The 24,304-nt window shown below is 40.5% G+C and carries 24 protein-coding genes; 7 read left to right on the top strand and 17 right to left on the bottom strand.

The window, feature by feature from the left end:
• Window positions 1-116: 116 nt before the first annotated feature.
• On the top strand, window positions 117-1,199 hold the full coding sequence (locus tag JMM81_RS06675) for a C40 family peptidase (RefSeq protein ID WP_256240757.1): 1,083 nt from the start codon (window positions 117-119) through the stop codon (window positions 1,197-1,199).
• A 171-nt stretch (window positions 1,200-1,370) separates the two neighbouring features.
• Here JMM81_RS06675 and JMM81_RS06670 read toward each other — a convergent pair whose 3' ends face one another.
• Window positions 1,371-2,573, bottom strand: coding sequence for an efflux RND transporter periplasmic adaptor subunit (locus JMM81_RS06670; protein ID WP_256240756.1), 1,203 nt, complete (start codon window positions 2,571-2,573; stop codon window positions 1,371-1,373).
• Between the two features lie 18 nt (window positions 2,574-2,591).
• The gene (locus tag JMM81_RS06665; protein ID WP_256240755.1) at window positions 2,592-3,251 is read right to left on the bottom strand and encodes a hypothetical protein; all 660 of its coding nucleotides are present in this window, start codon (window positions 3,249-3,251) and stop codon (window positions 2,592-2,594) included.
• 324 nt (window positions 3,252-3,575) lie between these two features.
• Between JMM81_RS06665 and JMM81_RS06660 the strand changes: the two genes are divergently transcribed.
• Together JMM81_RS06660 and JMM81_RS06655 are read left to right on the top strand one after the other, a co-directional pair.
• Window positions 3,576-5,192 carry an SWIM zinc finger family protein gene (locus tag JMM81_RS06660; protein ID WP_256240754.1) on the top strand — a complete coding sequence of 539 codons (1,617 nt, stop codon included), beginning with the start codon at window positions 3,576-3,578 and terminating at the stop codon, window positions 5,190-5,192.
• Window positions 5,185-8,004, top strand: coding sequence for a DEAD/DEAH box helicase (locus tag JMM81_RS06655; RefSeq protein ID WP_256240753.1), 2,820 nt, complete (start codon window positions 5,185-5,187; stop codon window positions 8,002-8,004). The genes JMM81_RS06660 and JMM81_RS06655 overlap by 8 nt, the downstream gene beginning before the upstream one ends.
• Window positions 8,005-8,138: 134 nt before the next feature.
• Here the strand turns inward: JMM81_RS06655 and JMM81_RS06650 are convergent, their stop codons facing one another.
• The gene (locus JMM81_RS06650; protein WP_256240752.1) at window positions 8,139-8,540 is read right to left on the bottom strand and encodes a hypothetical protein; all 402 of its coding nucleotides are present in this window, start codon (window positions 8,538-8,540) and stop codon (window positions 8,139-8,141) included.
• Window positions 8,541-9,012: 472 nt separating this feature from the next.
• Between JMM81_RS06650 and JMM81_RS06645 the strand changes: the two genes are divergently transcribed.
• Window positions 9,013-10,023 carry a DUF1646 family protein gene (locus JMM81_RS06645; protein WP_256240751.1) on the top strand — a complete coding sequence of 337 codons (1,011 nt, stop codon included), beginning with the start codon at window positions 9,013-9,015 and terminating at the stop codon, window positions 10,021-10,023.
• 210 nt (window positions 10,024-10,233) lie between these two features.
• On the opposite strand, the gene JMM81_RS06640 is transcribed toward JMM81_RS06645, so the two are convergent.
• Both JMM81_RS06640 and ssb read right to left on the bottom strand, forming a co-directional pair.
• Window positions 10,234-10,458: a hypothetical protein gene (locus JMM81_RS06640; protein WP_256240750.1), complete on the bottom strand. Its 225-nt coding sequence runs from the start codon at window positions 10,456-10,458 to the stop codon at window positions 10,234-10,236.
• On the bottom strand, window positions 10,455-10,847 hold the full coding sequence (ssb, locus tag JMM81_RS06635) for a single-stranded DNA-binding protein (protein ID WP_256240749.1): 393 nt from the start codon (window positions 10,845-10,847) through the stop codon (window positions 10,455-10,457). The genes JMM81_RS06640 and ssb overlap by 4 nt, the downstream gene beginning before the upstream one ends.
• A gap of 267 nt (window positions 10,848-11,114) precedes the next feature.
• Here ssb and JMM81_RS06630 point away from each other — a divergent pair, with 267 nt between their 5' ends.
• Together JMM81_RS06630 and JMM81_RS06625 are read left to right on the top strand one after the other, a co-directional pair.
• Window positions 11,115-11,597 (top strand): YwpF-like family protein, encoded by a 483-nt coding sequence (locus tag JMM81_RS06630; protein WP_256240748.1) that lies wholly within the window; start codon window positions 11,115-11,117, stop codon window positions 11,595-11,597.
• A 247-nt stretch (window positions 11,598-11,844) separates the two neighbouring features.
• Complete coding sequence (locus JMM81_RS06625; protein ID WP_256240747.1) at window positions 11,845-12,087, top strand: hypothetical protein; 243 nt, start codon at window positions 11,845-11,847, stop codon at window positions 12,085-12,087.
• A 134-nt stretch (window positions 12,088-12,221) separates the two neighbouring features.
• Here JMM81_RS06625 and JMM81_RS06620 read toward each other — a convergent pair whose 3' ends face one another.
• From JMM81_RS06620 to spoIIQ, 8 genes are all read right to left on the bottom strand, one after another.
• Window positions 12,222-12,560 carry a hypothetical protein gene (locus JMM81_RS06620; RefSeq protein WP_256240746.1) on the bottom strand — a complete coding sequence of 113 codons (339 nt, stop codon included), beginning with the start codon at window positions 12,558-12,560 and terminating at the stop codon, window positions 12,222-12,224.
• Window positions 12,561-12,769: 209 nt separating this feature from the next.
• Window positions 12,770-13,201, bottom strand: a complete 432-nt coding sequence (gene fabZ / locus JMM81_RS06615) for a 3-hydroxyacyl-ACP dehydratase FabZ (protein ID WP_256240745.1) — start codon at window positions 13,199-13,201, stop codon at window positions 12,770-12,772.
• 94 nt (window positions 13,202-13,295) lie between these two features.
• A complete protein-coding gene (locus JMM81_RS06610) occupies window positions 13,296-13,571 on the bottom strand; it encodes a DNA-directed RNA polymerase subunit beta (protein ID WP_256240744.1) in 276 nt (91 codons plus the stop codon).
• Window positions 13,572-13,586: 15 nt separating this feature from the next.
• The gene (locus JMM81_RS06605) at window positions 13,587-14,414 is read right to left on the bottom strand and encodes a flagellar hook-basal body protein (protein ID WP_256240743.1); all 828 of its coding nucleotides are present in this window, start codon (window positions 14,412-14,414) and stop codon (window positions 13,587-13,589) included.
• A 99-nt stretch (window positions 14,415-14,513) separates the two neighbouring features.
• Window positions 14,514-15,338 (bottom strand): flagellar hook-basal body protein, encoded by an 825-nt coding sequence (locus tag JMM81_RS06600; RefSeq protein ID WP_256240742.1) that lies wholly within the window; start codon window positions 15,336-15,338, stop codon window positions 14,514-14,516.
• Between the two features lie 287 nt (window positions 15,339-15,625).
• Window positions 15,626-16,627, bottom strand: coding sequence for a rod shape-determining protein (gene mreB / locus JMM81_RS06595; RefSeq protein WP_256240741.1), 1,002 nt, complete (start codon window positions 16,625-16,627; stop codon window positions 15,626-15,628).
• 446 nt (window positions 16,628-17,073) lie between these two features.
• Window positions 17,074-17,346, bottom strand: a complete 273-nt coding sequence (spoIIID, locus tag JMM81_RS06590) for a sporulation transcriptional regulator SpoIIID (protein ID WP_256240740.1) — start codon at window positions 17,344-17,346, stop codon at window positions 17,074-17,076.
• A gap of 505 nt (window positions 17,347-17,851) precedes the next feature.
• Complete coding sequence (gene spoIIQ / locus JMM81_RS06585) at window positions 17,852-18,754, bottom strand: stage II sporulation protein SpoIIQ (RefSeq protein ID WP_256240739.1); 903 nt, start codon at window positions 18,752-18,754, stop codon at window positions 17,852-17,854.
• A 321-nt stretch (window positions 18,755-19,075) separates the two neighbouring features.
• Between spoIIQ and JMM81_RS06580 the strand changes: the two genes are divergently transcribed.
• On the top strand, window positions 19,076-19,519 hold the full coding sequence (locus JMM81_RS06580; protein WP_309143475.1) for a VanZ family protein: 444 nt from the start codon (window positions 19,076-19,078) through the stop codon (window positions 19,517-19,519).
• A gap of 500 nt (window positions 19,520-20,019) precedes the next feature.
• Here JMM81_RS06580 and spoIID read toward each other — a convergent pair whose 3' ends face one another.
• The 4 genes from spoIID to JMM81_RS06560 all read right to left on the bottom strand — a co-directional run bounded on the left by spoIID (window position 20,020) and on the right by JMM81_RS06560 (window position 24,296).
• Window positions 20,020-21,048, bottom strand: a complete 1,029-nt coding sequence (gene spoIID / locus JMM81_RS06575) for a stage II sporulation protein D (RefSeq protein WP_256240738.1) — start codon at window positions 21,046-21,048, stop codon at window positions 20,020-20,022.
• 593 nt (window positions 21,049-21,641) lie between these two features.
• A complete protein-coding gene (gene murA / locus JMM81_RS06570; RefSeq protein WP_256240737.1) occupies window positions 21,642-22,955 on the bottom strand; it encodes a UDP-N-acetylglucosamine 1-carboxyvinyltransferase in 1,314 nt (437 codons plus the stop codon).
• A gap of 31 nt (window positions 22,956-22,986) precedes the next feature.
• Window positions 22,987-23,709 (bottom strand): YwmB family TATA-box binding protein, encoded by a 723-nt coding sequence (locus tag JMM81_RS06565; protein ID WP_256240735.1) that lies wholly within the window; start codon window positions 23,707-23,709, stop codon window positions 22,987-22,989.
• Window positions 23,710-24,059: 350 nt separating this feature from the next.
• Window positions 24,060-24,296 (bottom strand): DUF1146 family protein, encoded by a 237-nt coding sequence (locus JMM81_RS06560; RefSeq protein ID WP_256240859.1) that lies wholly within the window; start codon window positions 24,294-24,296, stop codon window positions 24,060-24,062.
• Window positions 24,297-24,304: the final 8 nt, after the last annotated feature.

Raw genomic sequence — 24,304 nt, 5'->3', positions numbered from 1 at the left:
GTAATAATGCAATATGTGTCAAAATGTTCTAACTTCTTCCAAAATAATTGTTTTTTAGTAGATATATTATGATAGAATGTGAGTATACTATGCGAATTTTAGGAGTGAATGGTTATATGAAAAAAACAGTTGCAACGCTCGCCACTGCAGCGATCTTGTCTGCTACCTTCTCGACAACTGCATCCGCGGACACACACAAGGTTCAAAAAGGAGATACACTTTCTCAACTTGCGAAAAAGTATAATACAACTGTTAATCATTTGAAAAAGTGGAATCAACTTTCTTCGGATCGGATCTTTATCAGTCAAACCCTTACCGTCACGAATCCAGAAGATGAATCTACACCACCTTCATCAACGACTTCAACCGATATCACTACCGTAACACCTATAACACAAGTAGCAACTGCTACAACGGTTACAAAAACGTATAAGGTTGTTTCAGGGGATACACTGATTGGAATAGCCAATAAACATGGAATCTCACTTACTGAATTGAGAAGTTGGAATAGTATAGAAGGTCATTTAATCTATCCTGGCCAGGTATTTCATGTATCGAAACCATCTAATACTAGCTCACAACCGGCGATTACGACTCCTTCTCTAACAGAGAATGCAACCGCTACCGAATATGTGATTAAAAGTGGGGATACATTAAGTAAAATTGGAAGTACGTACGGATTAACGGTCCAACAATTAAAATCATACAATAACTTGACATCGGATTTGATTTTCCCAGGTCAAAAGCTGAAGCTTAAGGCACAGGCCGGTAGCACTCAGGTTTCCAGCAGCAAGCAACTTAATGTTGTTCAGACGTCTGCTCCCGCTGAAGTTTCTCCTGCGATTACGTCGGTTGTGAATGTAGCAAAAGGTTTGGTTGGTACTCCGTATGTATGGGGTGGGACAACGACAGCTGGATTTGATTGTAGTGGCTTTATTTATTATGTGTTTAATCAAGCAGGGAAATCGATGAGTCGCTATTCTTCGCAAGGATATTATGATCGTTCCTTTGATGTGAGTAACCCACAGGTTGGAGATCTTGTATTTTTTGAGAATACATATAAGCAAGGGATTTCTCATCTTGGCGTGTATCTTGGTAATAATCAATTTGTTCACGCTGGTTCAGATGGGGTTGAGGTGAATACTTTGGATAATTCTTATTGGGGTAAACATTTCGAGAGCTTTAAGCGTTTTTATTAAGTGACAGAATGAAGGCAGGACAACCTTGTGGGGTGTTCTGTTTTTTTGTGCTTGTTTGGGTGTTGAGTGGGATGCTTTTTGCTTTTTTATGAAACTTTGATCTGAATGAGGAGCCAGGCACCGGTTTCAAATCAAAAACCGTGCTCGGCACGGTTTTCGCGGTTTTGGCTTTTAGAAGGATAGGAATCCTTTTCCTAGTTGTTTGAGCATTTCTTTTTTTCTCATATTCTTATACATGCCTCGTTCCCATTGTTTGATTTTTAATGGGGTGTAGAAGGTGGGTTTTCCTTTTCCGTAGAGCAGTGTTTTCTGTGAGATGATTTCTCCTGGCTCTAGGCCTGCTTCGATTTGCTTCGTGTTGCTGACTTGTAAACCTGTTGTGACTTCGCGTTTTTCTATTTTTCCTTTATGCAGGATATAGAGTTGATTCTTTTTATTTGTTTTCTTGATGCTTTCCTTCGGGACCGTGATAGCGTTCGCGATCTCGTTCGTAATAATAGTGACGTCTACATGTGTCCCGTGTGCCATTCTGTCGATTGGTTCATCGAGAACAACGGTGAATGGGTACTGGCTTTCACTTGCGACTGCTGGTTCCTTTTCAGGGAACAAGGAGACTTCCTGGATCGCTCCTTTGTAGGTTTGATTACGATTTTTCAAAGAGATGATGACGTTCATTCTCGGTTGTATTAAGGCTTGTTCGTTTTCTGTGAGCACGCCTTTCACTCTGTTTTCCGTTGAGGCAATCGTGATGATCGGATTGGAAAGATCGTGGTTGATTTCTTTCACGAATCCGTTGATGTCACTAATGGCTTGGAGGTATGGGAGTCTTTCGTCAATTGAACTCATTTGGTTATCATATTTCTCGATTTCGCTTTCTAAGCGATGCATTTCGGCTTCTGTTTGATAAAGATCGATTTCAACGGCGACTTCCCTTGTTGGCGATGCCAGTTCCTCATTCAGAAGTGACAAGGATAGGTTTGACTGAAGGTCGATGAGATTGTCCCATTTGGCTTGGAGCCCGTCTAGCTGTTGCTGTAAGCTGTCCCTTTCCGATTGTAGTTTGCGGATGGCTTCTTCATAGGAATCGGTTGAATAGAAGAATAGGGATTTCCCTAACCCGACTGCATCTCCTTTTTCGACCGAAAATCCGGCAAAGCTTCCTTTGCTATGGTCATAGTAAATATGTTGTTCTTCTAGTGGCTCTGTGACCCCATCGGTTTGTATCGTTTCCATGATCGTTTGTTCTTTTGCACTTGTCCATTTTTCGACATAGACGGATCTTGCCACTGGACTGTCTTCTTTGAAAATCAGATAGAAATTGGTGATGACAAGCAAGACGGCAACGACGATTGTGATTGTAGATATCCATTTCAACTTCAGCTTGACCATCCCCTATAATAATTTTTCAAGATCCATGATCGCTAGAAATACGGTGATCACTAGGATGATGAGATTAAATCCAATGACGATCAGTGTGGCTTGTTTTGCTGTTTTTTCGGCTAACACTTTTATGTATTTGATTTGCAGAACGATGGCCCAGATTTTAAAGATCGTGATTTCGGTTAAAAGCTGCAAGATGATGTCGTTGGATGTAAGGGATTGGCCAATGGCTCCGAGTGAAAATGGATTCGAGATTTCTGGCAATCCAATCAAAATCGCAAATGGGATCGTGATGATGGTTTCGATCAATAGGATCGTTAAGATGAAACTTTGCACGACGATGTATTTCTTCCATTCAATATCTGAGATGGCCCAGAAGAATACGGAAGGGATCGTGATGGTTGTGATCGCAACAAGTATCGACCAGATGATTTGACCGCCTGCAAATAAGCTTTTTGCGGCTTCGAATTCTGTGCTTGATGTGGTGTTAAGTTCTTTTGATAAGAGTTCGTTTCCGATGCCGTAGTAGGCGGTTATGGTTGATAGGAGAAAGGTTAGGAATAAGAGCAGGAAGAGTTTTTTCCAGAATCCTCCTATGTATTCGGCTTTTATGAGTTGGTGTGCCGTTATATAGGGTTCTCTCAGTCCTTTAAAAAGCCGCACTTCGTACATGTCGATCGATCCCCCAATGAGTTTTATAATCTATTAAATGTATTAAATTATCTTTCTATTAAGTTTATTTTAACTCATTCACGGGAGTGTCACCATATATTTAGTCGAAGGTTGGATGAAAAAATTGGGATATAATGTTAAAGTACGGATATAGACCGATTATGGATACCGTTTTTTTGTTTTTTTGCTGGTTTTTTGGAGCCTAACATCCTATTTGTCCGTTCAAAATAAAAGCCTCCAGTTAACAAACTGTCCGGGGGAATTTACTCTCACCCCAAAACACATGTATAATAAAAGAATATGTTTTTTTGGGGGGAATGGATTTTGGGTCTGATTCCAGAGAGTTACGTCGAACCATTGCAATGGTTTTCGGAGCAAACAAAGGACTCACTGAAGTCTGAATCACCTGCAGATGCGCAGATTGTACAAAAGGGGTTACTCCTCTACCGACAAGGATCGGTTTCACAAATAAAGCTTGAACACAATGCCATTTCGGCAGTCGTTCAAGATGTCACACCTGTAAACGTCACACTGGATTTAAGCCTTCCTTATTTGAGCGAATGTTCCTGTCCCATCGAAGGAATGTGTCGTCATCAAATGGCAGCCTTTTTTCAAATCCTTTCCTATGATAGCAGTGTGTCTAACTGGGTAGACGACTGGCGCAAGCCGTTACGTGAACAAGAACAAACCAAAACGCTCCATATTCAACGGGCGAAAGATTTACTCCAATCAACTGGACACTTAAAACCAGACTACACGAACTGGACAGAAGCCTTCCGCTTGAGCTTTGATGCCATTATGAAGGAGGACGGGCAGCCAAAACCGTATCAGATTGGTGAACGCTTTGCCCTCTATACTCGTCGCTTAAAAGCCGGGGCACCTTTTGAACAAGAATGGAAAAGTCTCTATTTACTCGTGGCTGCTGTCGTTACGTTTGAGGAAATGCTCGAACTCAGCCTTGAGCTTGAACATAATGAAGACACGATCAATCGTTATTATCGTTATTTATATACAGATCTACTAGAAGATATCGAAAACTTGTCTTCCAAACTGGCGGTTCAATCCCTGCCGTTTGCCTTTGATGATTTTATCGAACAGTTAAAAGATGATACATTTGAACTGCTGCGGATCCATTTTGTCCTTGAATATGACCGTACCCATTTATTTCGCCTCTTGTGGACCGGTTTATTTAAAAAGAAAAACTGGCGTGAGGAAGCAAAAGAAACGTTCGCTGCTATGCCAACTAAGAATCGACCTACCACCGTTGGTCTCATTCACCTACATCTATTACTTCGGGAAGATGAAAAGGCACTCGCACTCATCCACAAATGTGATGAAGAGATCTCGCCGTACTTTTTTTATTGGCTAAAAATTCTCGCCTCGCATAAAGAGTGGAAGCGAATGGAACCCTATGTCATCGAAGCGATTTCCCGGATCAAAGTGTATTTGAGCTCGTACAATGATTATTATGCGTGCAGGGAATTCATGAAACTCGTCACCCAAGCCATCACACCTTTTTGTGTGGAAACGAACCGGCTTGACTTATATGAAAAAGCACTCTTTCAAATGCTTCCATATAGTTTCCATGACTATGAGTTCTTTCTTTTTGAGAAAAAAGAATATGATAAATGGTTGGAGCTGCAAACCTATGCAAGCTTTAACTTTGAGTCGATTTCAAATGACCGAATTAAATTGCTGAAATCAGAGGCACCGCACATCTTACTCCCGCTTTATCATCAAGCCGTTCAAGCGGATATCGAAGGGAAAAACCGGGAACATTATCGTCTCGCTGTTCGTAAGTTAAAGAAATTACGAACGCTTTATAAAAAAATGAAACGCATGGACGACTGGAATTCGTTTCTTGACGCACTTTTAACCCGGACAAAGCGGCTTCGTGCCTTCCATGAAGAATGTAAAAGGGGAAAACTGATCGATGCTTAAAACAAGATATATCAAAATTAAAGTAACTGATTTAGATGAAGACCGTTATTTCCTTCTGGCACAGGATGAAGAAGAACGGGTTTATCCCCCTTCTGTTTGGCAGTATCTTCTTTTTAACCATCATCAAGAAAGTTATTTCGGCACCATGGTTCAGACGGAAAACATTGAAGGACTAGAGGGCATTGTGTTGAACGGTTGGCAGCTTTCGACCCTTTTTGCTCAATCCCAATTTAACCGCATGATTGATTGGGATTGGGATGAAACGGCCCAACTTTGTCTTGCCTCTGCCCATACCGTCCATGATGCGATCGTCGAAAAAGAATGGATGCCTGACTTCACCTCTTGGGAACAGGATGAATTCCGTTGGATTTTGCCTGATCGTGTGTTGGATGAGTTTAACCCTTCTTTCTGGGAACAAGAAGACGTTCTTACGTTTATGCGAAAATGGTTTAATCGTTCACTTGATGGCTACATGAATCAAAATCAGGCACTAAAAGCCAAATTTGGTGAAAAACTGAAGACGCTTCGTGATGCAACGATTGCCCCCCATCAACTGGCTGCTTTTTTCGATGAAGAAAGTTTCCGGGAGTGGATCGGGATTATTGAAAGCAAGGTTCCGTTTACACTTGGACTAAAGCTTGAGGAACCAGCAGAAGCGGATGATGTATGGGAGCTTTCTATTTTTCTGCGTGACAAAAAAAAGCCGGACCTTGTTGTCGATCGGGAGGATGAAGCGAATTTCCCTCGTGGTTGGCGTCCTTTTATTGATGGTATCGAACACGAACAACAGCGTTGGGTTCGTCTTTTCCCATGGCTTGCGGTCTCAGAGGAGCACAAGGGTTTAACTAACAAATTAACCGAAGAGGAAGCCTGGTTATTCCTAACCGATGCGAGTGAAACCTTGTTGGCACTTGGAGTCGATATTCTCTTGCCTTCTTGGTGGCAAGCAATGAAGAGTGCAAGCTTGAAAGTGAAGGCAAAGGTAAAAGGAAACTCACAAAATCACCGTCCATCCTTTGTTGGCTTACAGGCAATGCTTGATTATGACTGGCGCTTTTCGATGAATGGAGTGGATTTGTCAGAAGATGAATTCAGTCAGCTTGTCGAGGAGAAACGGCGTCTTGTCTATATTCGGGGGCGTTGGGTTAAGCTGGATCCACAATTTATTCAGCACATTCAAGCGTTAATGAAGAAAGCGGAAGAAGAAGGATTACAAGTTCGGGATATCCTTGAACAGGAGCTGTTTGCTGCAGAAGAGACGGGGAACGATGATCTTGAGAACCCGAAGGCTTTTGCGAAAATCCAAATTGAGTTGAACCGAAATTGGAAGCAAATGGTCAAAGGCTTACGTGACCTGAAACAACTTCCACTTGAAACGGTGCCTGACACGTTCCAAGGTGAGCTCCGTCCGTATCAACAGCTTGGGATGAGTTGGCTCTTATTCTTACGGAGGTACGGATTTGGTGGCTGCCTTGCTGATGATATGGGGCTTGGAAAAACGGTACAGTTGATTTCTTATCTATTGCAGGTAAAAGAAGCAGAAAAACCGGAAGGGCCTGCGCTGATTATTTGTCCGACGTCTGTCCTCGGCAACTGGCAAAAGGAATTAGAGCGGTTCGCACCTGATTTAGCCGTTCATCTTCATTATGGATCGAACCGTTTGAAAGGTGAGAAGTTTACGGAAAAAGTAGCTACAGCCGATGTCGTGTTAACTTCCTATGGGCTAACTCCGCTTGATCTTGATGAGTTTGAGTCACTTATCTGGAGTTCGATTGCGATTGATGAAGCACAAAACATCAAAAATTCAGGAACAAAGCAATCGCGGGCTGTCCGAAAGCTGAAAGGCTTGCACCATATTGCTTTGACGGGTACGCCGATGGAAAACCGATTAACGGAGCTTTGGTCGATTTTTGATTTTACAAACCATGGCTATCTTGGGAGTCTTGGTCAGTTTCAAAAGCGGTTTGTGTTGCCGATTGAACGAGATGATGAGAAGGATCGCATCCATCAGCTTCAAGCACTGATTCGTCCATTTTTGTTGAGACGAACGAAAAAGGATGAGGATGTGGCCTTGAATTTACCGGATAAGCTGGAGCAAAAGGAATATTGCCCACTGACCGCTGAGCAGGCTTCGCTTTATGAACAGCTTGTTCAAGATACATTAGCAGATATTGACAAGTTATCTTCTTTTGAGCGAAAGGGTCTTATTTTACAGATGCTGAGCCGTTTGAAACAGTTGTGTAACCATCCTGCCCTTTATTTAAAAGAAGAACAGCCTTCTTCTTTAATTGAACGGTCGGCTAAGCTTGAGAAGCTTCAGGAGCTTGTTAGTTCGGTGATCGATCAAGATGAGAGTTGCTTGATCTTCACGCAATATATTGGCATGGGACAGATGATTCAAACGATGATCCAAGAAGAATTTGGGCTTGACGTACCTTTCTTAAATGGCAGTGTCCCAAAGCAACAGCGTGATGGAATGATTACTCGCTTCCAGAATCGAGAATTCCCTATTTTCCTCCTATCCTTGAAAGCAGGCGGAACAGGGCTTAATTTAACGGCTGCGAATCATGTGATCCATTATGATCGCTGGTGGAATCCTGCTGTTGAGAATCAAGCAACGGACCGTGCTTATCGTATCGGACAAAAACGGTTTGTACATGTGCATAAGCTGATTTGTACGGGCACGCTAGAAGAAAAAATTGATTTGATGCTTGATAAAAAACAAGCATTGAATGATGAAGTGATCCAAAGCGATAGCTGGATCACCGAACTATCGACCGATGAACTCAAAGACTTAGTATTGTTACGGTAAACCGGGACTAGAAAAATGAACACACGCGTTTCCATACAGCGTGAATAGAAAGAAGACTTCTCGTTAAGACGGGAGAAATGGTGTCAGGTACCGCAAAAGGACAGTTGTCCAGTTGTCGTGCCCGACACCATTTTTTAGTGACGAACGAGTTCATACGGTTTCTTTGGTTCTTTGATGGCTTTATTCATCTGTTTCGGTGGTTGTTGGTAGAGAAAGGTCACTTTTTCTCCTTGTTTTAATAAGAAATAATTAAGGATACGGCTCGATCTGTTTTCACAACAGTCTGTATTATATTCTTTCACGCTCATGAACGCTGGCGAATGGACTGTACAATTAATGGCTTTATGCGTGTTGTTTTCTATGACAAGAAAGGTATGAACGGTCCCTCGATTCAGTTTTATTTCTTCAAATGTATCTTTGTATTTCACAAGCTGTAGTGCATCAAAGAAGCTTAGAGTTTGTTCCAGATAGATTCCCTGCCTCTTCCCTTTCTTTCCTTTGTAGTGCAAAGAATAGTACTCTTGTTTTTTATTCAAGTAGATTCCCCCAGTTTGAAATTGTAGGCTCTATTTTCTAACAATCAATCGTCTACAATTTGTCAAATAATAATGATTCGTCTGTTGCAACACTAATTGTTCTCCCTCTCTCTTTCAAAATCCTTTCTATCTTCTCCCTTTTCATAAAACTGTCATAAATATTGAAGTGTATTATTTTAGCCTATGTAAACGTTTTCAATTTTAGCGTGATTCCTGTAGGGTTTCCTGCGTTTCTTTCCTAAATGAAAAAATCTTAGCGAGTATGATTTTTTTCCTCATGTGATATTAATTACAATCATGAATGTTCTCTGTTTACCATACTATTTTAATAGCCACCTTTATTAATATATACAATATTGCAATCTATTGATATTTACACCAGGCTCATGTTAATGCCCCACACTTCTTAGGCACGGTTCAGGCAATCGTCATTAACATAGCTCCTACAAAACACAGAAAAGGACTTGGTAAAGTGATTGGATTGTTTATTATTTTAATTTTGGTCTTATTTTTACCCTTTACGGTGAAAAAGATCGAACACAATTTGGAAGTCTTCTTATTTATCATGGGGATTGCGGCCGCTACTGTCAGCGGCATGATGAGTGACCGTCTTATTGCCAAGGCTGTTTCCGATCCCATTACGATTACGTTAGCGGTTTTGGTTGCGGGCTTAGTCACGAAATGGGCGCATCATCCGTTAGAAAGAGCGATCTTAGCAACGAGCAAAGCGTTGACGCCTCGAATTTTTCTTGCTTTAATGGTGATTTTTTTAGGACTAGCTTCTAGTATTATTACAGCCATTATTGCAGCGATTATTCTTGTGTTGATTGTCAATGTGCTGCCACTTGAGCGGCAATCTGAAATTCACTTTACGGTTTTGGCGTGTTTCTCGATTGGTCTTGGGGCTGCCTTAACACCCATTGGTGAACCCCTTTCAACGATTGTCGTCAGTAGAACGGATCAAGACTTCGACTATTTATTTGACTTAATTGGGATTGAGGTCACCTTTACGGTTATTGTGCTAGGCTTACTTTCGATGTTTTTGGTTAAAACAAGGACGGGTTCCAATCGTTTGGGCTCCAAACAACCGGCAGAGACCTATAGTGAAATTATCATTCGTGCAGCTAAAATTTACTTATTTGTGATGGGGTTGACCTTCCTCGGGAATGGATTTAGCCCGCTAATTGAGACATATATTCTTGGCCTAAGACCGGAGCTCTTGTATTGGATCAATATGATTTCGTCTGTATTGGATAATGCGACACTTGCAGCTGCTGAAGTGAGCCCATCGATGGATCGGGATACGATTCGTGCGATTTTACTGGGTCTTCTGATCGCGGGCGGCATGTTGATTCCAGGAAATATCCCTAATATTATTGCAGCCGGGAAGTTAAATATTACGAGTAAAGAATGGGCCGTTTTTGGTCTCCCCATCGGAACCATCGCCATGACCGTATTCTTTGTGATCTTGTTTATCTTTTAAATAGCCAAGCTTCTCTTTTCGTGTAGGACAAAATAAAGAGGACTTCCAGATAAAATCCCTTTCCTAAAGGATATTTATGCAGGATTTAAAAAAGCCGGCGGGGGGATCCGTCGGCTTTTTGTTTGGAGAAAAGAACGGGGAAGCTTTTGATTTTAGCTAAAGAGGGAATAATGGAAGGTATTACAATTATATTCAGAAGAAACGGTTTTACTATATATATAGCTTTCCTTTCTTGCTATTTTTCGAATGCGGATCACTTTTACATAAGAAGGACATGGGGAGTGGTTCCTGTTGTGTTGTTTGTTGGAGCGTCTCTTCTACTTGACTCATCTGATGACTCAAACGATCCACCTTTTGAATGAGCTTTCCTTGGATTCGAATCATATCCGCAAGAAGCAGCTCGAAGTTTTGTTCCTTGCTCTTGGATGTCGTCATCTGTTCTGTACTGTGACGGGTTCATGATTTTGTATGATCGATTCGAGATGTTGGGCATGTTCTTCAGGTCGCTTTGTATCAATGAATCTGACTGTTTCTGCTACAACTTCTGTCATATAAACCCTGCGTCCTTCTTGATTATCATAATGACGTGTATGAATTTTCCCAGTGATTCCAATTAGTGACCCTTTACGGCAATATTGAACCGTATTCTCGGCTGTTTTTTTCCAAAGGGTACATTGAACAAAATCAGCTCCGATCTCACCTTGTTGATTACGATACTGGCGATTCACCGCTAGCGTAACATTTGTAACCGATGTGCCTTCAGGTGTTAGCCGCAATTCCGGGTCTTTTGTCAACCTGCCGACAAGTGTGACTTGATTGATCATAATGGCTTCTCCTTTCATTTGATGGCCTTATCATACCTTACGAAACAATCGAAAGTAAAATGAGCAAAAGTCCATTTTCGAAGGGCATACTTTTCAAAAAACAACCTTTTTCCCAGTCAATTTTGATATTTATGGTCACTTTCAAGAGAAAAATTCATTTTTTATGATATTCACTATTTTTTTTGCTTTTTGTAAACCCGATTCCCGCTATCACTGTGTTATAATTTTTAATGAATGTACAAAAAAAGAATAACGGGAGGTTGATCGATGAAAACGTTTAAGCTCATCTCGTTGCAGGTTGTCGAAAAATGTGGACTGATCGATATCAAACTAGAAGATGGCCTCGTTATTAATAAAGAAGATGAAAGTCAAACATGGTTACTAGAAGCTTCTGTCTCTACCACGTATGAAAGTTATTTCCAATCACTCCTAGATGCGGGAAACGATGTTACTTTACAAGTGATTATTTCTCAAAAAGAGAATGATCCCGCCTACTTCCAAGCAACACCACTACTGATCAAAAAATTAAGCGAAGATCATATGAGTTTACTTTTCAGGGGGAACATTAATCGCTCCAACAATTACCCCGAGCTTTTGTTAATCAATCTGATTAACCAAGGTTTGTCCGGACCCGATCTTTTAGCTCAATTCAAAGAGAAAATGATTACAAAACCAATCTTATCACCTGTTACAGATCTTCCGAACGAGAAAGCCCATGCAGGTCGCAGACCGTCTTTAGACATGGGATGATAGTGAGGTCAGATTATCCCACGGTTTCTGCTAGAATAAACTGATTTTTCAATCTTCTATTATATTCCCTTATTTGAATACAGCTAGGGAGCTGTCCTAAAAGCAGAGGTGTCAGGCACCTTATGGGACAGCTCCTCTTTTTGTTCTGTCCAGCCTATCGATTTAAGGCATCACGCATGTTTTTTTTTGCATATGGAAACGATATACAGTGATTGGTCACGTTAATCGATTAGAAAGGAAGATGTCCATGAAGAGAAAATGGTTTCTGATGCTAGCGAGTCTATTCTTATCTACAACGATTGTTGCTGGCTGTAATGCTGAGGGGGATCCTGCACCTCCTGTTGACGAAGATATCAGGGTGAAAGATCCATTCCAGAAGGCAGACGAGATAGAAGAAGATGGCGAACAGAGAAGTGAGGCTGAGGAAAACAGAGACGAAGAAATGGAAGAAGATTTTGAGGAAACGGTTGAAGACTTAGAGCATGAATAAATGATGAACCTGTAAAAGATTTTTTTTATAAAAAAAGGATAGATGGAGCAGAACTTCTTTGCTCTTTCTATCCTTTTTGCTTATTTAATGTAATAGAAGATTACATATGGATTTGTCGGAAAAAATGTATGTGATTATCTATCTTTGTTGTCTTCGTCATTCCTGTCAACTTCATCTTCGATTATCTCTTCTTGCGGTGTATTGTCATCAACCGCCGGATCATCATCGTTGTTAAGATTAATATCATTGTTCTCATCATCACCTAGGCCATTATTGTCATTGTTGTCAATGATATCTCCATCATTGCCATTGCCATCCATGAGACCTCCATTGTTGTCACCGACGTTTCCATCGTTTTCCTCAATGTTCAAATCATCTTCCGGAGGAGGGTCTTGTTCGTCATTGTTACAACCGCCTAACAACATGAGTGATAACACAGACCCACCAATTAATGCTAAAAGCTTTTTGTTCAATTTAAAAACTCCTTCCATAAAGTGTATTGGTAAGACCCTTCTATTGGTCTTTTGTTAGGTTACCCAAATCGATACCAAACTTGCATCATTTTTAACTAAAATTGTGTAAAAATCTATTTTTTTTACTATATCGTCTGTTATATGTTATTTTTCATCAAAAAAAGAACTCGGTCATGGACCAGAGCTCTTTGTATTCTGTATGTTTCGTATTAGTTTGCATCGCCTAGGGCAAACATAATTTCTGCTTCACAGGCTAATTCACCATCAACTGTCGCTATTGCTTTTCCTTTGCCAAATGATCCCCGTAATCGAACCATTTCCACTTCTAGTCGCAATTGATCACCTGGTCTTACTTGTCTTTTGAAACGGCAGTTATCGATCCCCGCGAAAAAGGCCAACTTGCCTTTGTTTTCTTCTTTCTTCAGCATCGCTACCCCACCCACTTGGGCTAGAGCTTCGACAATTAACACGCCTGGCATAACAGGATAATCTGGAAAATGGCCGTTGAAAAACTCTTCATTGGCTGTTACATTCTTAATCCCAACTGCTCTTTTTCCTTCTTCCACTTCCACTATGCGATCGACTAACAAGAAAGGATAACGATGTGGCAGAATTTCTTTAATTTGCGTAATATCTAACATAACTAAATAACCTCCAAATGGTCAGGGGCTGAGCCTCTTTCGTTGAACGTCGTTACGACCTGTCCCCTGTTTATTTAACATAGGGGTTTTTCCCCTATTCCTTACCTACTAACTTAATAATATGTGTCCAAGTTGACTTTTGCAAAATGTCACTTGTATTTCCATTTCCGAGGACTCCGTATCCGACTGCTGCTCCTGTCAAAGCACTTAAGCTGATCAGTAGCATCACAATTAAGACACGTAGCCAAATAGGGATTAACCTCAAACGGATCCCTTTCCATTTTGTGACCACCGATTGTTCCTTCTCTTCCTTTGCCTCTAGCTTCTTTTGCGCCTGTATAGCTTCACGGCTATTTTCGTTTACAGCCATTCTTTTTTTCCCCTTTTAGCGAATTCCATTGATTAGACCCATCATCTGATCAGCAAGATTGATCGAGCGTGATTGAAATTGATAGGAGCGCTGAGCACTGATCAAGTCTGTCATTTCTTTTGATAATTCTACATTGGATTGCTCAAGTGCACCTTGTTGAATCGAAATTTGATTTCGCAATGCTCCATCCAAATCCGTCACAACGTCCTCTCCTCCCACATCTTCCGGAAGACTGAGTCGATTATTTCCTTCTTGCTCTAAAAATTGTGGCTTATTAGCAAGCGTTACACCAAGATTAATGGTTTGCTGTTGACCATCATCCATCTGAATGACCATGCTTCCAGTCTCTGTTATTTGATATTCCTTAACTTGTCCATTTATATAAATCGGATTATTATTTTCATCTAATACCGAATCGCCATTGCTTGTGACAAGCATCATTTCATTTGGTGAAAGGGGGGATAAATAAAAAGCCCCATCTCTTGTGTATTGAATCTCAGAACCATCTGGATGATCAACAAGAACACGATACAATTGTCCTTCTGCTGTAAAAGCTGTATCAAGTTCCCGGTTTGTTGTTTTTAAACTGCCTTGTGTTAAAACCATTTGAATTTGACCAAGCTTGGCACCTGAACCTTGACGAATGCCATTTGGCGTTAATCGGCCGATTTCACTGTTAGCATCACTCTGGTTATTAAATTGCTGAACAAGCAAGTCTGTAAACGTCGCTTCTCTCCGCTTAAAACCGGTTGTCTCTACGTTTGCTATATTGTGTCCCATCACGTCCATTTGCTTTTGCAATTGGGTTAACGTATTGGTCGCTGTAAGCATTGTTCTATTCATTATTTTCCTCCCACTTCGGAGTTTTCAATCATTGGATTGATGTGTATGATCCTCATTTAAGTTTCGTGATAGACATGTGATTCTTAGTCCAATGATGAATTAGCCAATTCTTCCGACTTCATTGACTGTCTTTTGCAGGCTTGTGTCATAGGCCTGCAATACCTTTTGGTTGGCTTCGAAAGCTCGATAAGCTGTCATCATTTCCGTCATGGTTTGTGAGGCATCCACATTCGATTGCTCGAGGAAGCCTTGTTGCAGTTTAAACTGGACGCCATTCGTGTTATAAGCATCCGCAAGAGCACCTGCTTCAGACCGGAAGAGTCCGTCGCCTTCCTTCACCATCGACATGGAGTCTTCTGAATAGCCGATCCCCAGTCTCGCCGTTTCACCCGCACTGCCGGTTAAATAGCCCTCTTCGTTGATTGAAAATTGATCATTGGTGAGTTGAATCCGATTGCCTTCTTGATCCAGAATGTACATGCCACTGGCTGTCGTTACATAACCCGCTCCATCTAGTGTGAAGTTTCCATTCCGGGTATAGCGCGGTTCACCATCAACGTTTTCTACTGTAAAAAAGACTGAACCGGCTACTCCTGTTTCAGGATCAGCTGGAAGATTGATATCTAATAAAGCCACATCCGTTTTCAAATCTGTTTGTTTTATGTCTCCTTGACGAAACAGAGGAATGGCTTCTTGCATATATACACCTGTATTTAGAGAGCCAATGGTTTTTTGAACGGTTCTAGGTAAGCCATTTTCCCCTGCATCCATCCTTTGCAGCAACATCTCTGGAAAGGCACGAAGGGAGGCTTGGTCTCCTTTAAAGCCTGGTGTATTGATATTGGCCATATTATTTGATAACATTTCGGTTTTACGCTGTTGAGTCAGCATTCCCGAAGCGGCCGTATAAAAACCTCTTAACATGATTCCACCTCTGTTTTCCACTATTCTAATGAAAATCGTAAATTTATTTATTTTTTGCTATATGTCAACTTTTTATAATACTCCACCTTCTATTATAAGTAAAAATATGAAAATATACAGTAAGTTTTTAAAGGAAAGTCCTTACATTCCCTAAGAAAACTACCTAAAGGGATGCCCGCCTTTTTTCAATATATATCGATCTTTTTCCTTTTAGCCTCAAATAAAGGTAATCTCCATGTAAAAAAAGCCTGTTGAAAGAGCGCGTTCTCTTTGCAACAAGCCTCGTTTTAATTTAATCTTCTTCTTGGTAATCGATCAATATTATCGAGCATAATACCCGTTCCGATCGCAACACAATCCATTGGGCTTTCTGCTACTAATACTGGTACTTTTAACTCTTCAGCAAGAAGCTGGTCAATGCCATGAAGCAATGCCCCACCGCCTGTTAAAATGACACCACGATCAATAATGTCAGCAGAAAGTTCAGGTGGTGTGCGTTCTAACACGCTTTTCGCTGCCTGTGTAATAACGGTAACGGATTCACGAAGCGCTTTCTCCACTTCAACCGATGACACGGAAATTGTGCGTGGAAGTCCTGAAACCATATCACGACCTCTAATATCCATTTCTTCTTGTCTTCCCTCAGGAAAAACCGTTCCAATCGTTATTTTAATATTTTCAGCCGTTCTCTCTCCGATTAAAAGCTTATATTGTTTTTTAATATAAGAAAGAATTTCAGCATCGAACTTATCTCCAGCCATTTTGATCGAATTGGCGGTTACAATGTCTCCCATTGATAAAACAGCTACATCTGTCGTTCCGCCACCGATGTCTACCACCATATTTCCACTTGGTTGGAAGATGTCCATTCCTGCTCCGATTGCCGCAACCTTTGGTTCTTCTTCTAGATAGATTTTCTTACCGCCACTTTTCTCAGCTGCTTCTTTAATAGCCTTTTGCTCAACGCTTGTAATATTCGTTGGGCAACAAATGAGAATACGTGGTTTTGAAAGAAACCCTTTTACATTTAGCTTGTTGATAAAATACTTGAGCATCGATTCGGTCACATCAAAATCAGCGATGACCCCGTCCTTTAACGGGCGAATCGCCACAATGTTCCCTGGTGTCCGTCCAACCATTCGACGCGCTTCTTCTCCTACTGCTAATACTCGGTTTGTATTTTTGTCAATCGCCACAACGGATGGTTCATTCAATACAATCCCACGGCCTTTTACATGAATTAATACGTTAGCTGTTCCTAAGTCTATTCCGATATCCCTTGCGAACATTCTGAGCTTTTCCTCCTTGTGGTATTGGCCGGATGCTTTTATTTTATCTCGTCAACATGCATGACTTTCGATTGACGTAAATGATCTTTCCCTATGCATTTAAACGATCGATGTCAGCACCGGTGTTCCTGGTTTTATTCGGATTCCCTGATGCTCTATGTGTACGGCTGATGTTAACCTTTTTCTATACATCTTTCAACGAATGATTAGCATCGCCTAACAACTTCTTTGTATTTTTCCTCGAACCAAGTTCTTTCCCAATTGCTTATTCTATCATATTTACAGACAACAAGGTACTTTTTATCTAGAAATCCTGTGGTTTTTTGTGCGGATTTGTCTAATTTTCTTGTTTTGTCAAAAATAAAACATATACACCTCTTTATACATACATAAGAGACCCTTTTTCCACCTCATCATCATACACATAATCGAATAAAAAAAACCGGTTATTTCACCGGCTCTTCTTCGAACTCTTCTTTTTTATACTTTAGTTTGGTTGCTTCTCCTCCCCGTAGATGGCGGATGGATTTATGATAATCTAATATTTCCTTTACTTCGTTAGCAAGCTCTGCATTAATTTCAGGAAGTCTTTCCGTTAGATCTTTATGGACTGTACTTTTGGATACGCCAAACTCCTTCGCAATCACGCGAACTGTTTTCTTCGTCTCCACGATATACTTCCCAATCTTGATAGTTCTCTCTTTGATGTAATCGTGCACACCACTCGCCCTCCCCAATTTGGATGTGAGAAGTGTGAAATGAGACTCGTTTTTTAGTTCGTGAATTATTGGATATCCGCATGATCTAATGGGCTTCATACGGCAGAAAGCAATGGCTTTCTGAAATTACAATGAATAAACAGGTTCTAGAGCTATATCTATGTTCATCACAAACGACTCATCACCTCAAACACTCTCTTTGTAAGGTTTGTAACAGTTTATTAGCTTGAATTGAGGAATATGCACAAATTAAATAATTGAGTCAAAAAACTGGGAATATTTTTACGATATGTGATGAAACACCGTTTGCTTGAATACGAGGTAAATGGCTTTGCTAGAAAATCCTTTTTCTACTTTAAAGGCATTTAATGTACGAGAGGATTAAGTTATTCACGGGGTAAAACGCATGCTGAGCATACAAAAGGCCATTTGTAACCATCATCATGCTTACAAATAAAAAAGGTGTCAGGCACCAAATTGGGTGCCTGACACCTTTTTTTACACTTTATGCATCTTGATTTTCTGTATTGTTTGTTTCTTTGTCTTTGCTATCATCGGCTGGTGTCTCTTCTTCAGTAGATTCTTCTTCTGTAGAATCCGTATCTTCCTTCATAGAGTCCTCTTCCTCTGTAGCTTCTTCTTCACTTACACCGTTATCTGCTGATTCTTCTTTCGAATCTGCAGCTTCTGTCGTTTCTGTACCTTCAGCTTCTATATCGCTTAACGGTTTATCTAAATAGCTTTCAGGATTCACAGGTACACCATTTTTACGAATTTCAAAATGAACATGCGTGCCTGCTCCTTCATTAAATTGGCTTTGTCCAGCTGTAGCAAGAGCTTGCCCTTGCTCAATTTCATCGCCGATTTCCACTTTCATGTCCTTGATTGATGAGTAATGTGTGATCACATTATCTTCGTGCTCAATCTCGATGACATTTCCTAGAAGTGAATCTTCTTGGACTTTTATAACGGTACCACTCAATGCTGCAACAACATCAAATGCGTCGCTTTCTTCTACCGTAATATCAATTCCTGTATTTGGATGATATTGGTTTTTGTAAACGACAAGAGCCGCTTCTTGTTCTTCTGCCTTAGCATTATCATCATAGAATTTCTTTTGAATTACTGCATTGTCGCGATCTTTTCCGTTTAGGGGAAGGACCACACTTTCCATTGAACGGTTTACTTCAACTGCTGGTTCTTTGAAATCATCACCTGGGACATCGATTGCACTGTAGTCGAACTCGTCAGAATCGATTGCATTGTCCGTGCTGCTGTTTTGGTACCATAGAACCGCGGTTAGAATAAGGGCTGCACTCGCAATATAAACAGCTGGAAATACCCAACGCTTTTTGAAAAAGCGTTTTAACTTTGAACCTCGAGAAGGTTGTTTTTCTTCCTCTCTCATTTATCATCACCTCAGCAATCATTCTGATCAAATTGCTGAGATTATATACCTTTTTTTAAAAAAATTTTTACTGCTTATTTTTCGACAAAACGTTTATAATTATTCATAATTATGATAAAAACATTTTCTGACCCTATTTTTCTATCATCCTTCCCCACATCAAGCGGTTCTGTTCGACTAGTAACACAGTGGATTCTACTAGGGAATAGGGGGAGAAATGGTTCGGGTCTTAACCTTTCCGCATCATCTATAAAGCGCTTTGTCGAACTTTTTTAGGAAAAATCCTTTTTACTAGAAAAAAACGTTCATCATAGAAAGAAGGTGATTACGATATCCATAGTCAAACTAGTGTTACGGTTACTCCCCTTCTTTTATATGATCGCCATTTGGATCATGTCCAGCAGGCCTGCTAATGCGTTAGTAGAGTTGCCAGATTTAGATTGGGATGCCTTTATCAAAGAATCGCTCCATTTAGTAGAGTTTGCGATTCTTTATGTGCTACTTGTGCTTGCTTTGTTAACGGTGAGGGGGCTTTCGCCTACACTGAATCTTGTTTGTCTCCTTATCGCTTCGTTATATGGGATCATAGATGAGATTCATCAATCCTTTGTTCCTTACCGTTCCGCCACGATGATTGATGTCGTCAAAGATATTATAGGTGTGCTCGTCGCTTCTTGGGTTGTATATGGTGCTTATCAAAACAAGCGTTTCCCAAAGCTCGGAAAACAGTTGCAGAAATTAGAAGCTGCTTCAAAAAGAAAATAAACCCCCCATGTAAACTAGATCGCTTTGCACATATAAGGGACAGTTCCACTTCGCTATTAGCGGTGCGGAACTGTCCCTCGTATTTATCATTTTAGGCGAGAAGACTCCCACTTCAATTTTGTGAAGGGCAATGCCCAAAAATAAGTGGGAGATGAATCGTCTTTTTGCGTAGCGAAACATGTGTTTGTGTGGTATAATATACCTGTACAAGTTGTTCTTTGAAAACTGAAGATAGGAGGTTCTAGCAGGAAAAACGTCTGCTAGGTAAAATCTTCAACGTTCTTTCGTCCCACACGTACCGAAGTTGCTAATCCTTAGCTAAAGTAGGACGTGTGGCGAGCCAACGTACAAGTTTGCATGACCGGCAGGAGGCTAAATTAGTCGTTTGTACTGCTAACCGTCGGTGCGACGGGGCTAGCCTGCTCAATATCTGTTCGATAGAACGGAGTTCGCAGGAATCCCCCACTTCAAATTTCATCAGAAATTAAGTGGTGGGTAGTTCAATTCTTCGCTGTTATCGTTGTGATAAACGGATCTGAATTGGTGATCTCAATCCCTTGATAATAGTACTGAACGATGTCTTGATATTTCTTTCCTTCTTCAGCCATTCCATTTGCTCCGTATTGACTCATCCCGACCCCATGACCATAGCCTCTCGTTGTAATCACAATATTATTTCCCTTGCGTTCCCATGTAAAATCGGTTGACATCAACTCTAATTTTTCACGAATATCTTTCCCTGTTACTTCTTTTCCATTAATATTTACTTTTCCCACTCGTTTACCAGCGGTCCGTTCGGTTATCTGCCCAATTGTTTCATCATTTGGTAGCTTCACACCTAGTTTTGCTTCGAACTCTTTAATCGGGATTACTTTTTGACCTATAAATTTAGGAGACTGTTTATCCCACGGACTTTCAACACTCTTTAAATAAGGAAGAGGATTTAACCAAATGGCTTCTGAGTTTTCTGTAAAACCATTACTTGTCGAGAAAAAAGTGGCATCAATCGGTGTACCTTCATACGTCAAAATTTGACCTTCTGTTTCCTGAACGGCTTCTTTAATTTTTTCGATTTTCCAACTATAATCAGGTCCCCAAATTTCCTTCAATTCTTCATCACTTTTATACACTTGATAAAACTCCGTATCCGCTACATTCGCATCCTTTGGAAGATCTAGTTTCTGATCACTCATCATCTGCTTCACAATATATGTTCGGGCTGTTAGGGATTGCGCTTTTAAAGCTTCTTTTGCAAAATCAGCTGGCATTTCTGACGCGACAACGCCCCTCACATATTCTTCAAGAGCTAGCTTCTCGACATCTTGTTTCTCGGTCCGGTAGACGGCCACCTCCATGGATAGAGATCCTGTAGCATTACCGTCAGACTTTGAATTTGATTCTTCCACTTTCTCGCCCAGCTTTCCGATTACTTTTTCTTCACCAAATGGGAGTACAAGTATCGTTGGAATCATCAGTGTGACAATGAATAGTAGTGCCCCTAGTAGTACGACCGGTTTGAATTTCTTCATGATTATCCTCCATACTGAATGAAATATGCCCTGTTAAACGATCCGGTTGGTTTCTGATTCCAAAAAGATACGCTACGACGGTAAGAATAATGGCTCTCCTACATTCATGAACGCTTGTCAGCCAGATCTGTTTTCTACCTGTCATTGTTGATTCGAGTCATGATCCGGCGACCTTCCTTTCACGCAAAAATCTATTACTCAATTCATTCATATGGAATTGGACAAGCGTTTATGACAAAAATTCTACCCTTGTATATTTTTCGTATAAAAGGAAAAGATAGATATGGCGGAGAAATAGTTGGATTAAATGGTGGGAGTTGGAAGTTTTTTAAAAAAATTTCTTTCACAAATCATGTTGCTATTTGCTCGAAAGGATCAGTAAGGGATAAATGGGTTTATGATCGAAAGCGGGGAATTTATGGTCGATAATCGGGATGTATCGACGAAAATGGCTACTGTATATGTGAAATTCTCGATTGATCAATGATTCGACACAAAGCGATAATCATTCAGAAGAGCCTAAAGCGAAGGAATTGTTTTTTTACATGAAAAAACCGCATTTGGCTGAACATGCGGTCTTTTACAATATGTTTTTAAGCATTAAGATCAGAGACATACGGCTGTTCGTATGAAGCATCTTCAACCTCTTCTTGAACTCTTTCGATATCCGCACCAAGAGAAGCTAATTTCTCATGGAAATTGACATACCCACGATCTAAATGCTTTAATTCAGTGACACGTGTAATCCCATCGGCTACAAGACCTGAAAGGATTAACGCAGCTGCCGCACGAAGATCGGTTGCAGCGACTTCTGCACCTTGTATATCAGATGGTCCGTTTATGATAACCGAACGACCTTCAATTTTAATATCCGCATTCATCCGACGGAATTCTTCCGCATGCATAAAACGGTTTTCGAATACGGTTTCTGTAATCATCGATGTCCCTTTTGCCTGAAGCATGAGAGCCATCATTTGTGATTGCATATCTGTCGGGAATCCAGGATGTGGCATTGTTTTAATATCAACCGCTTTTAAATCCTTTGAACCAATGACACGAAGCCCGTCTTCTTCTTCAAGGACCTTAACACCCATCTCTTCCATTTTTGCGACAAGAGAGGTTAAATGTTCCGGTACTGCTCCTTTGACAAGCACGTCCCCACCTGTAATGGCAGCAGCTACCATAAATGTACCGGCTTCGATTCGATCAGGGATGATATGGTGTTCCGTTCCAAATAAAACAGCCACACCTTCAATTTTGATCGTTCCTGTACCAGCACCTTTTACTTTTGCACCCATCTTATTAAGGAAATTCGCTAAATCTACAATCTCAGGTTCTTTTGCTACGTTATCGATAACCGTCGTTCCTTTTGCAAGAACGGCTGCCATCATGATATTTTCTGTTGCACCAACACTTGGGAAATCCAAATAAATTTTAGCTCCATGTAAGCGTCCATTTTGTGCTTCGGCCTCAATAAACCCATTTCCTACTTTCACTACTGCACCCATGGCCTCAAAGCCTTTTAAGTGCTGATCAATCGGACGAGATCCAATTGCACAACCGCCTGGTAATGCTACTCTCGCACGGCCATTTCTTGCTAATAGTGAGCCCATCACTAAAACAGATGCTCTCATTTTGCGTACATATTCAAATGGTGCCTCTACCTTTAACTCTTTTGATGCATCCACGATTACACAATTATCTTTGAATGCCACCTCGGCATTTAAGAAACGTAAAACTTCATTGATAGTATATACATCGGAGAGCGTAGGCACATCTCGAATGATACTTTTCCCATCACTTGCTAACAGTGTTGCGGCGATAACAGGTAAAACAGCGTTTTTTGCCCCCTCTACTTTAACGGTTCCGCTTAACCTTTTTCCGCCACGGACGATGATATTATCCAAAGTATTCCCCTCCGCGTCCATTTTCTTTATATTAATATTCAATCGTAATGATTGGTGTGCCAACTACAAGGGTAGTTTCACCGCCCAATCCTTGTTTTCTAACGCCAAGTTGCAAATTCATTTCTTCTGTCGGTCCTTTAATCATCCCAGCAAACAGCGGTGAATAGGCTGTTGTAGCGATAAAGGTATTCTCTTCTAACGTTTCAATTTCCTGAGCTTGAAAAGCCTTTAATAAGTCTTTTACCCTGCTAGGCAAAGCCTTATTCATCTTATCACCGAATTCGCTATATACACAAGAGAAAATAGTAGGTTTTCCATGAAATACGTCGTTTATTTTTTCAAAAACAGAGGCTTGAAGTAATTCCTTTGTTTCCTCACCCCAACCTTCTCCCAAAACCTCGTAAATCATATAGGTTTGAGCTTGGTTTTCTGTCTTCGTGGAAATAATACGAATGGTTTCACTTACACCCTTTTCCATTGGAGAAAAGGCTGTCGTTTCCCATTTTTCTTCGTCTTCTGTTATTTCCCAGTCCCACTCAGGAAACTGTTCCATTAATTGATCTACTTTCTGTTCAATTTGAACGGTTTCCAGCTTTTCCCTTGCATGTAAAGACCATTCATTGATGATCATATTCTCATGTTCTAAAATAGAAGCCATTTCAAATAGATCAGGTGACTCTTTAGCACTCGCTATATTCAGTAGGATGCAACCAACCACCGATAAACTTAGTAATACGTATAAGATCTTTTTCATTGTATACTCCACTCCCCTTATTACCATTGTTACCAAGGGAGGAAGTAACATACTTATGAATTATCGTCACTTTTTGACATTCGGCATTGCAAAAAATGAATGATAATAGATCTATGTATCATTTATTTTTTGTGGTCTTCGTAAACTTTTCTATATCTTATCTAAGGTGTCCATCGTACTTAACTTTACGTTAAGTAATCGGGTATCTCCTAATTTATACTTTCTGCCCATAGTAATCAGAACTTTCTGTATTCTGATTTCGAAAAAACAGATTCCATACCTTATTGAATTCTACTAAAAAATGCCCAACTTGGGAACATGTACGAAGACCTAAGTTTTTACCATTTTTCCTAATCCATGATAAATGGGAGTTGCTGAGACCATACTAAATAATCAAGAAAAAAGTTACTCACAATCGATCCAATGACAATCGATAATAAGATATACAGCAACCTTGCTTGAAAGACCCGATTTACACGTAATAATTTTTCGAAATTTAGTGCTTGTAATGCCCACCACGCAACCGCAATAAAGGCAAGATGTGAGATGATACTTAATAATGCCTGTTGTCCATATCCCGCTAAAATAGTATTCT

The organism is Bacillus sp. V3B, assembly GCF_024494465.1.
Lineage (GTDB): Bacteria > Bacillota > Bacilli > Bacillales > Cytobacillaceae > Bacillus_BD.
This window is presented reverse-complemented; position numbering and strand designations above follow the sequence as displayed.

Coding starts and splice junctions, on each gene's coding strand:
- JMM81_RS06675 (WP_256240757.1), top strand. CDS start 117: ATGAAAAAAACAGTTGCAACGCTCGCCACTGCAGCGATCTTGTCTGCT.
- JMM81_RS06665 (WP_256240755.1), bottom strand. CDS start 3,251: ATGTACGAAGTGCGGCTTTTTAAAGGACTGAGAGAACCCTATATAACG.
- JMM81_RS06655 (WP_256240753.1), top strand. CDS start 5,185: ATGCTTAAAACAAGATATATCAAAATTAAAGTAACTGATTTAGATGAA.
- JMM81_RS06640 (WP_256240750.1), bottom strand. CDS start 10,458: ATGACGACATCCAAGAGCAAGGAACAAAACTTCGAGCTGCTTCTTGCG.
- ssb (WP_256240749.1), bottom strand. CDS start 10,847: ATGATCAATCAAGTCACACTTGTCGGCAGGTTGACAAAAGACCCGGAA.
- JMM81_RS06630 (WP_256240748.1), top strand. CDS start 11,115: ATGAAAACGTTTAAGCTCATCTCGTTGCAGGTTGTCGAAAAATGTGGA.
- JMM81_RS06625 (WP_256240747.1), top strand. CDS start 11,845: ATGAAGAGAAAATGGTTTCTGATGCTAGCGAGTCTATTCTTATCTACA.
- fabZ (WP_256240745.1), bottom strand. CDS start 13,201: ATGTTAGATATTACGCAAATTAAAGAAATTCTGCCACATCGTTATCCT.
- JMM81_RS06610 (WP_256240744.1), bottom strand. CDS start 13,571: ATGGCTGTAAACGAAAATAGCCGTGAAGCTATACAGGCGCAAAAGAAG.
- JMM81_RS06605 (WP_256240743.1), bottom strand. CDS start 14,414: ATGAATAGAACAATGCTTACAGCGACCAATACGTTAACCCAATTGCAA.
- JMM81_RS06600 (WP_256240742.1), bottom strand. CDS start 15,338: ATGTTAAGAGGTTTTTATACGGCCGCTTCGGGAATGCTGACTCAACAG.
- mreB (WP_256240741.1), bottom strand. CDS start 16,627: ATGTTCGCAAGGGATATCGGAATAGACTTAGGAACAGCTAACGTATTA.
- spoIIQ (WP_256240739.1), bottom strand. CDS start 18,754: ATGAGAGAGGAAGAAAAACAACCTTCTCGAGGTTCAAAGTTAAAACGC.
- spoIID (WP_256240738.1), bottom strand. CDS start 21,048: ATGAAGAAATTCAAACCGGTCGTACTACTAGGGGCACTACTATTCATT.
- JMM81_RS06565 (WP_256240735.1), bottom strand. CDS start 23,709: ATGAAAAAGATCTTATACGTATTACTAAGTTTATCGGTGGTTGGTTGC.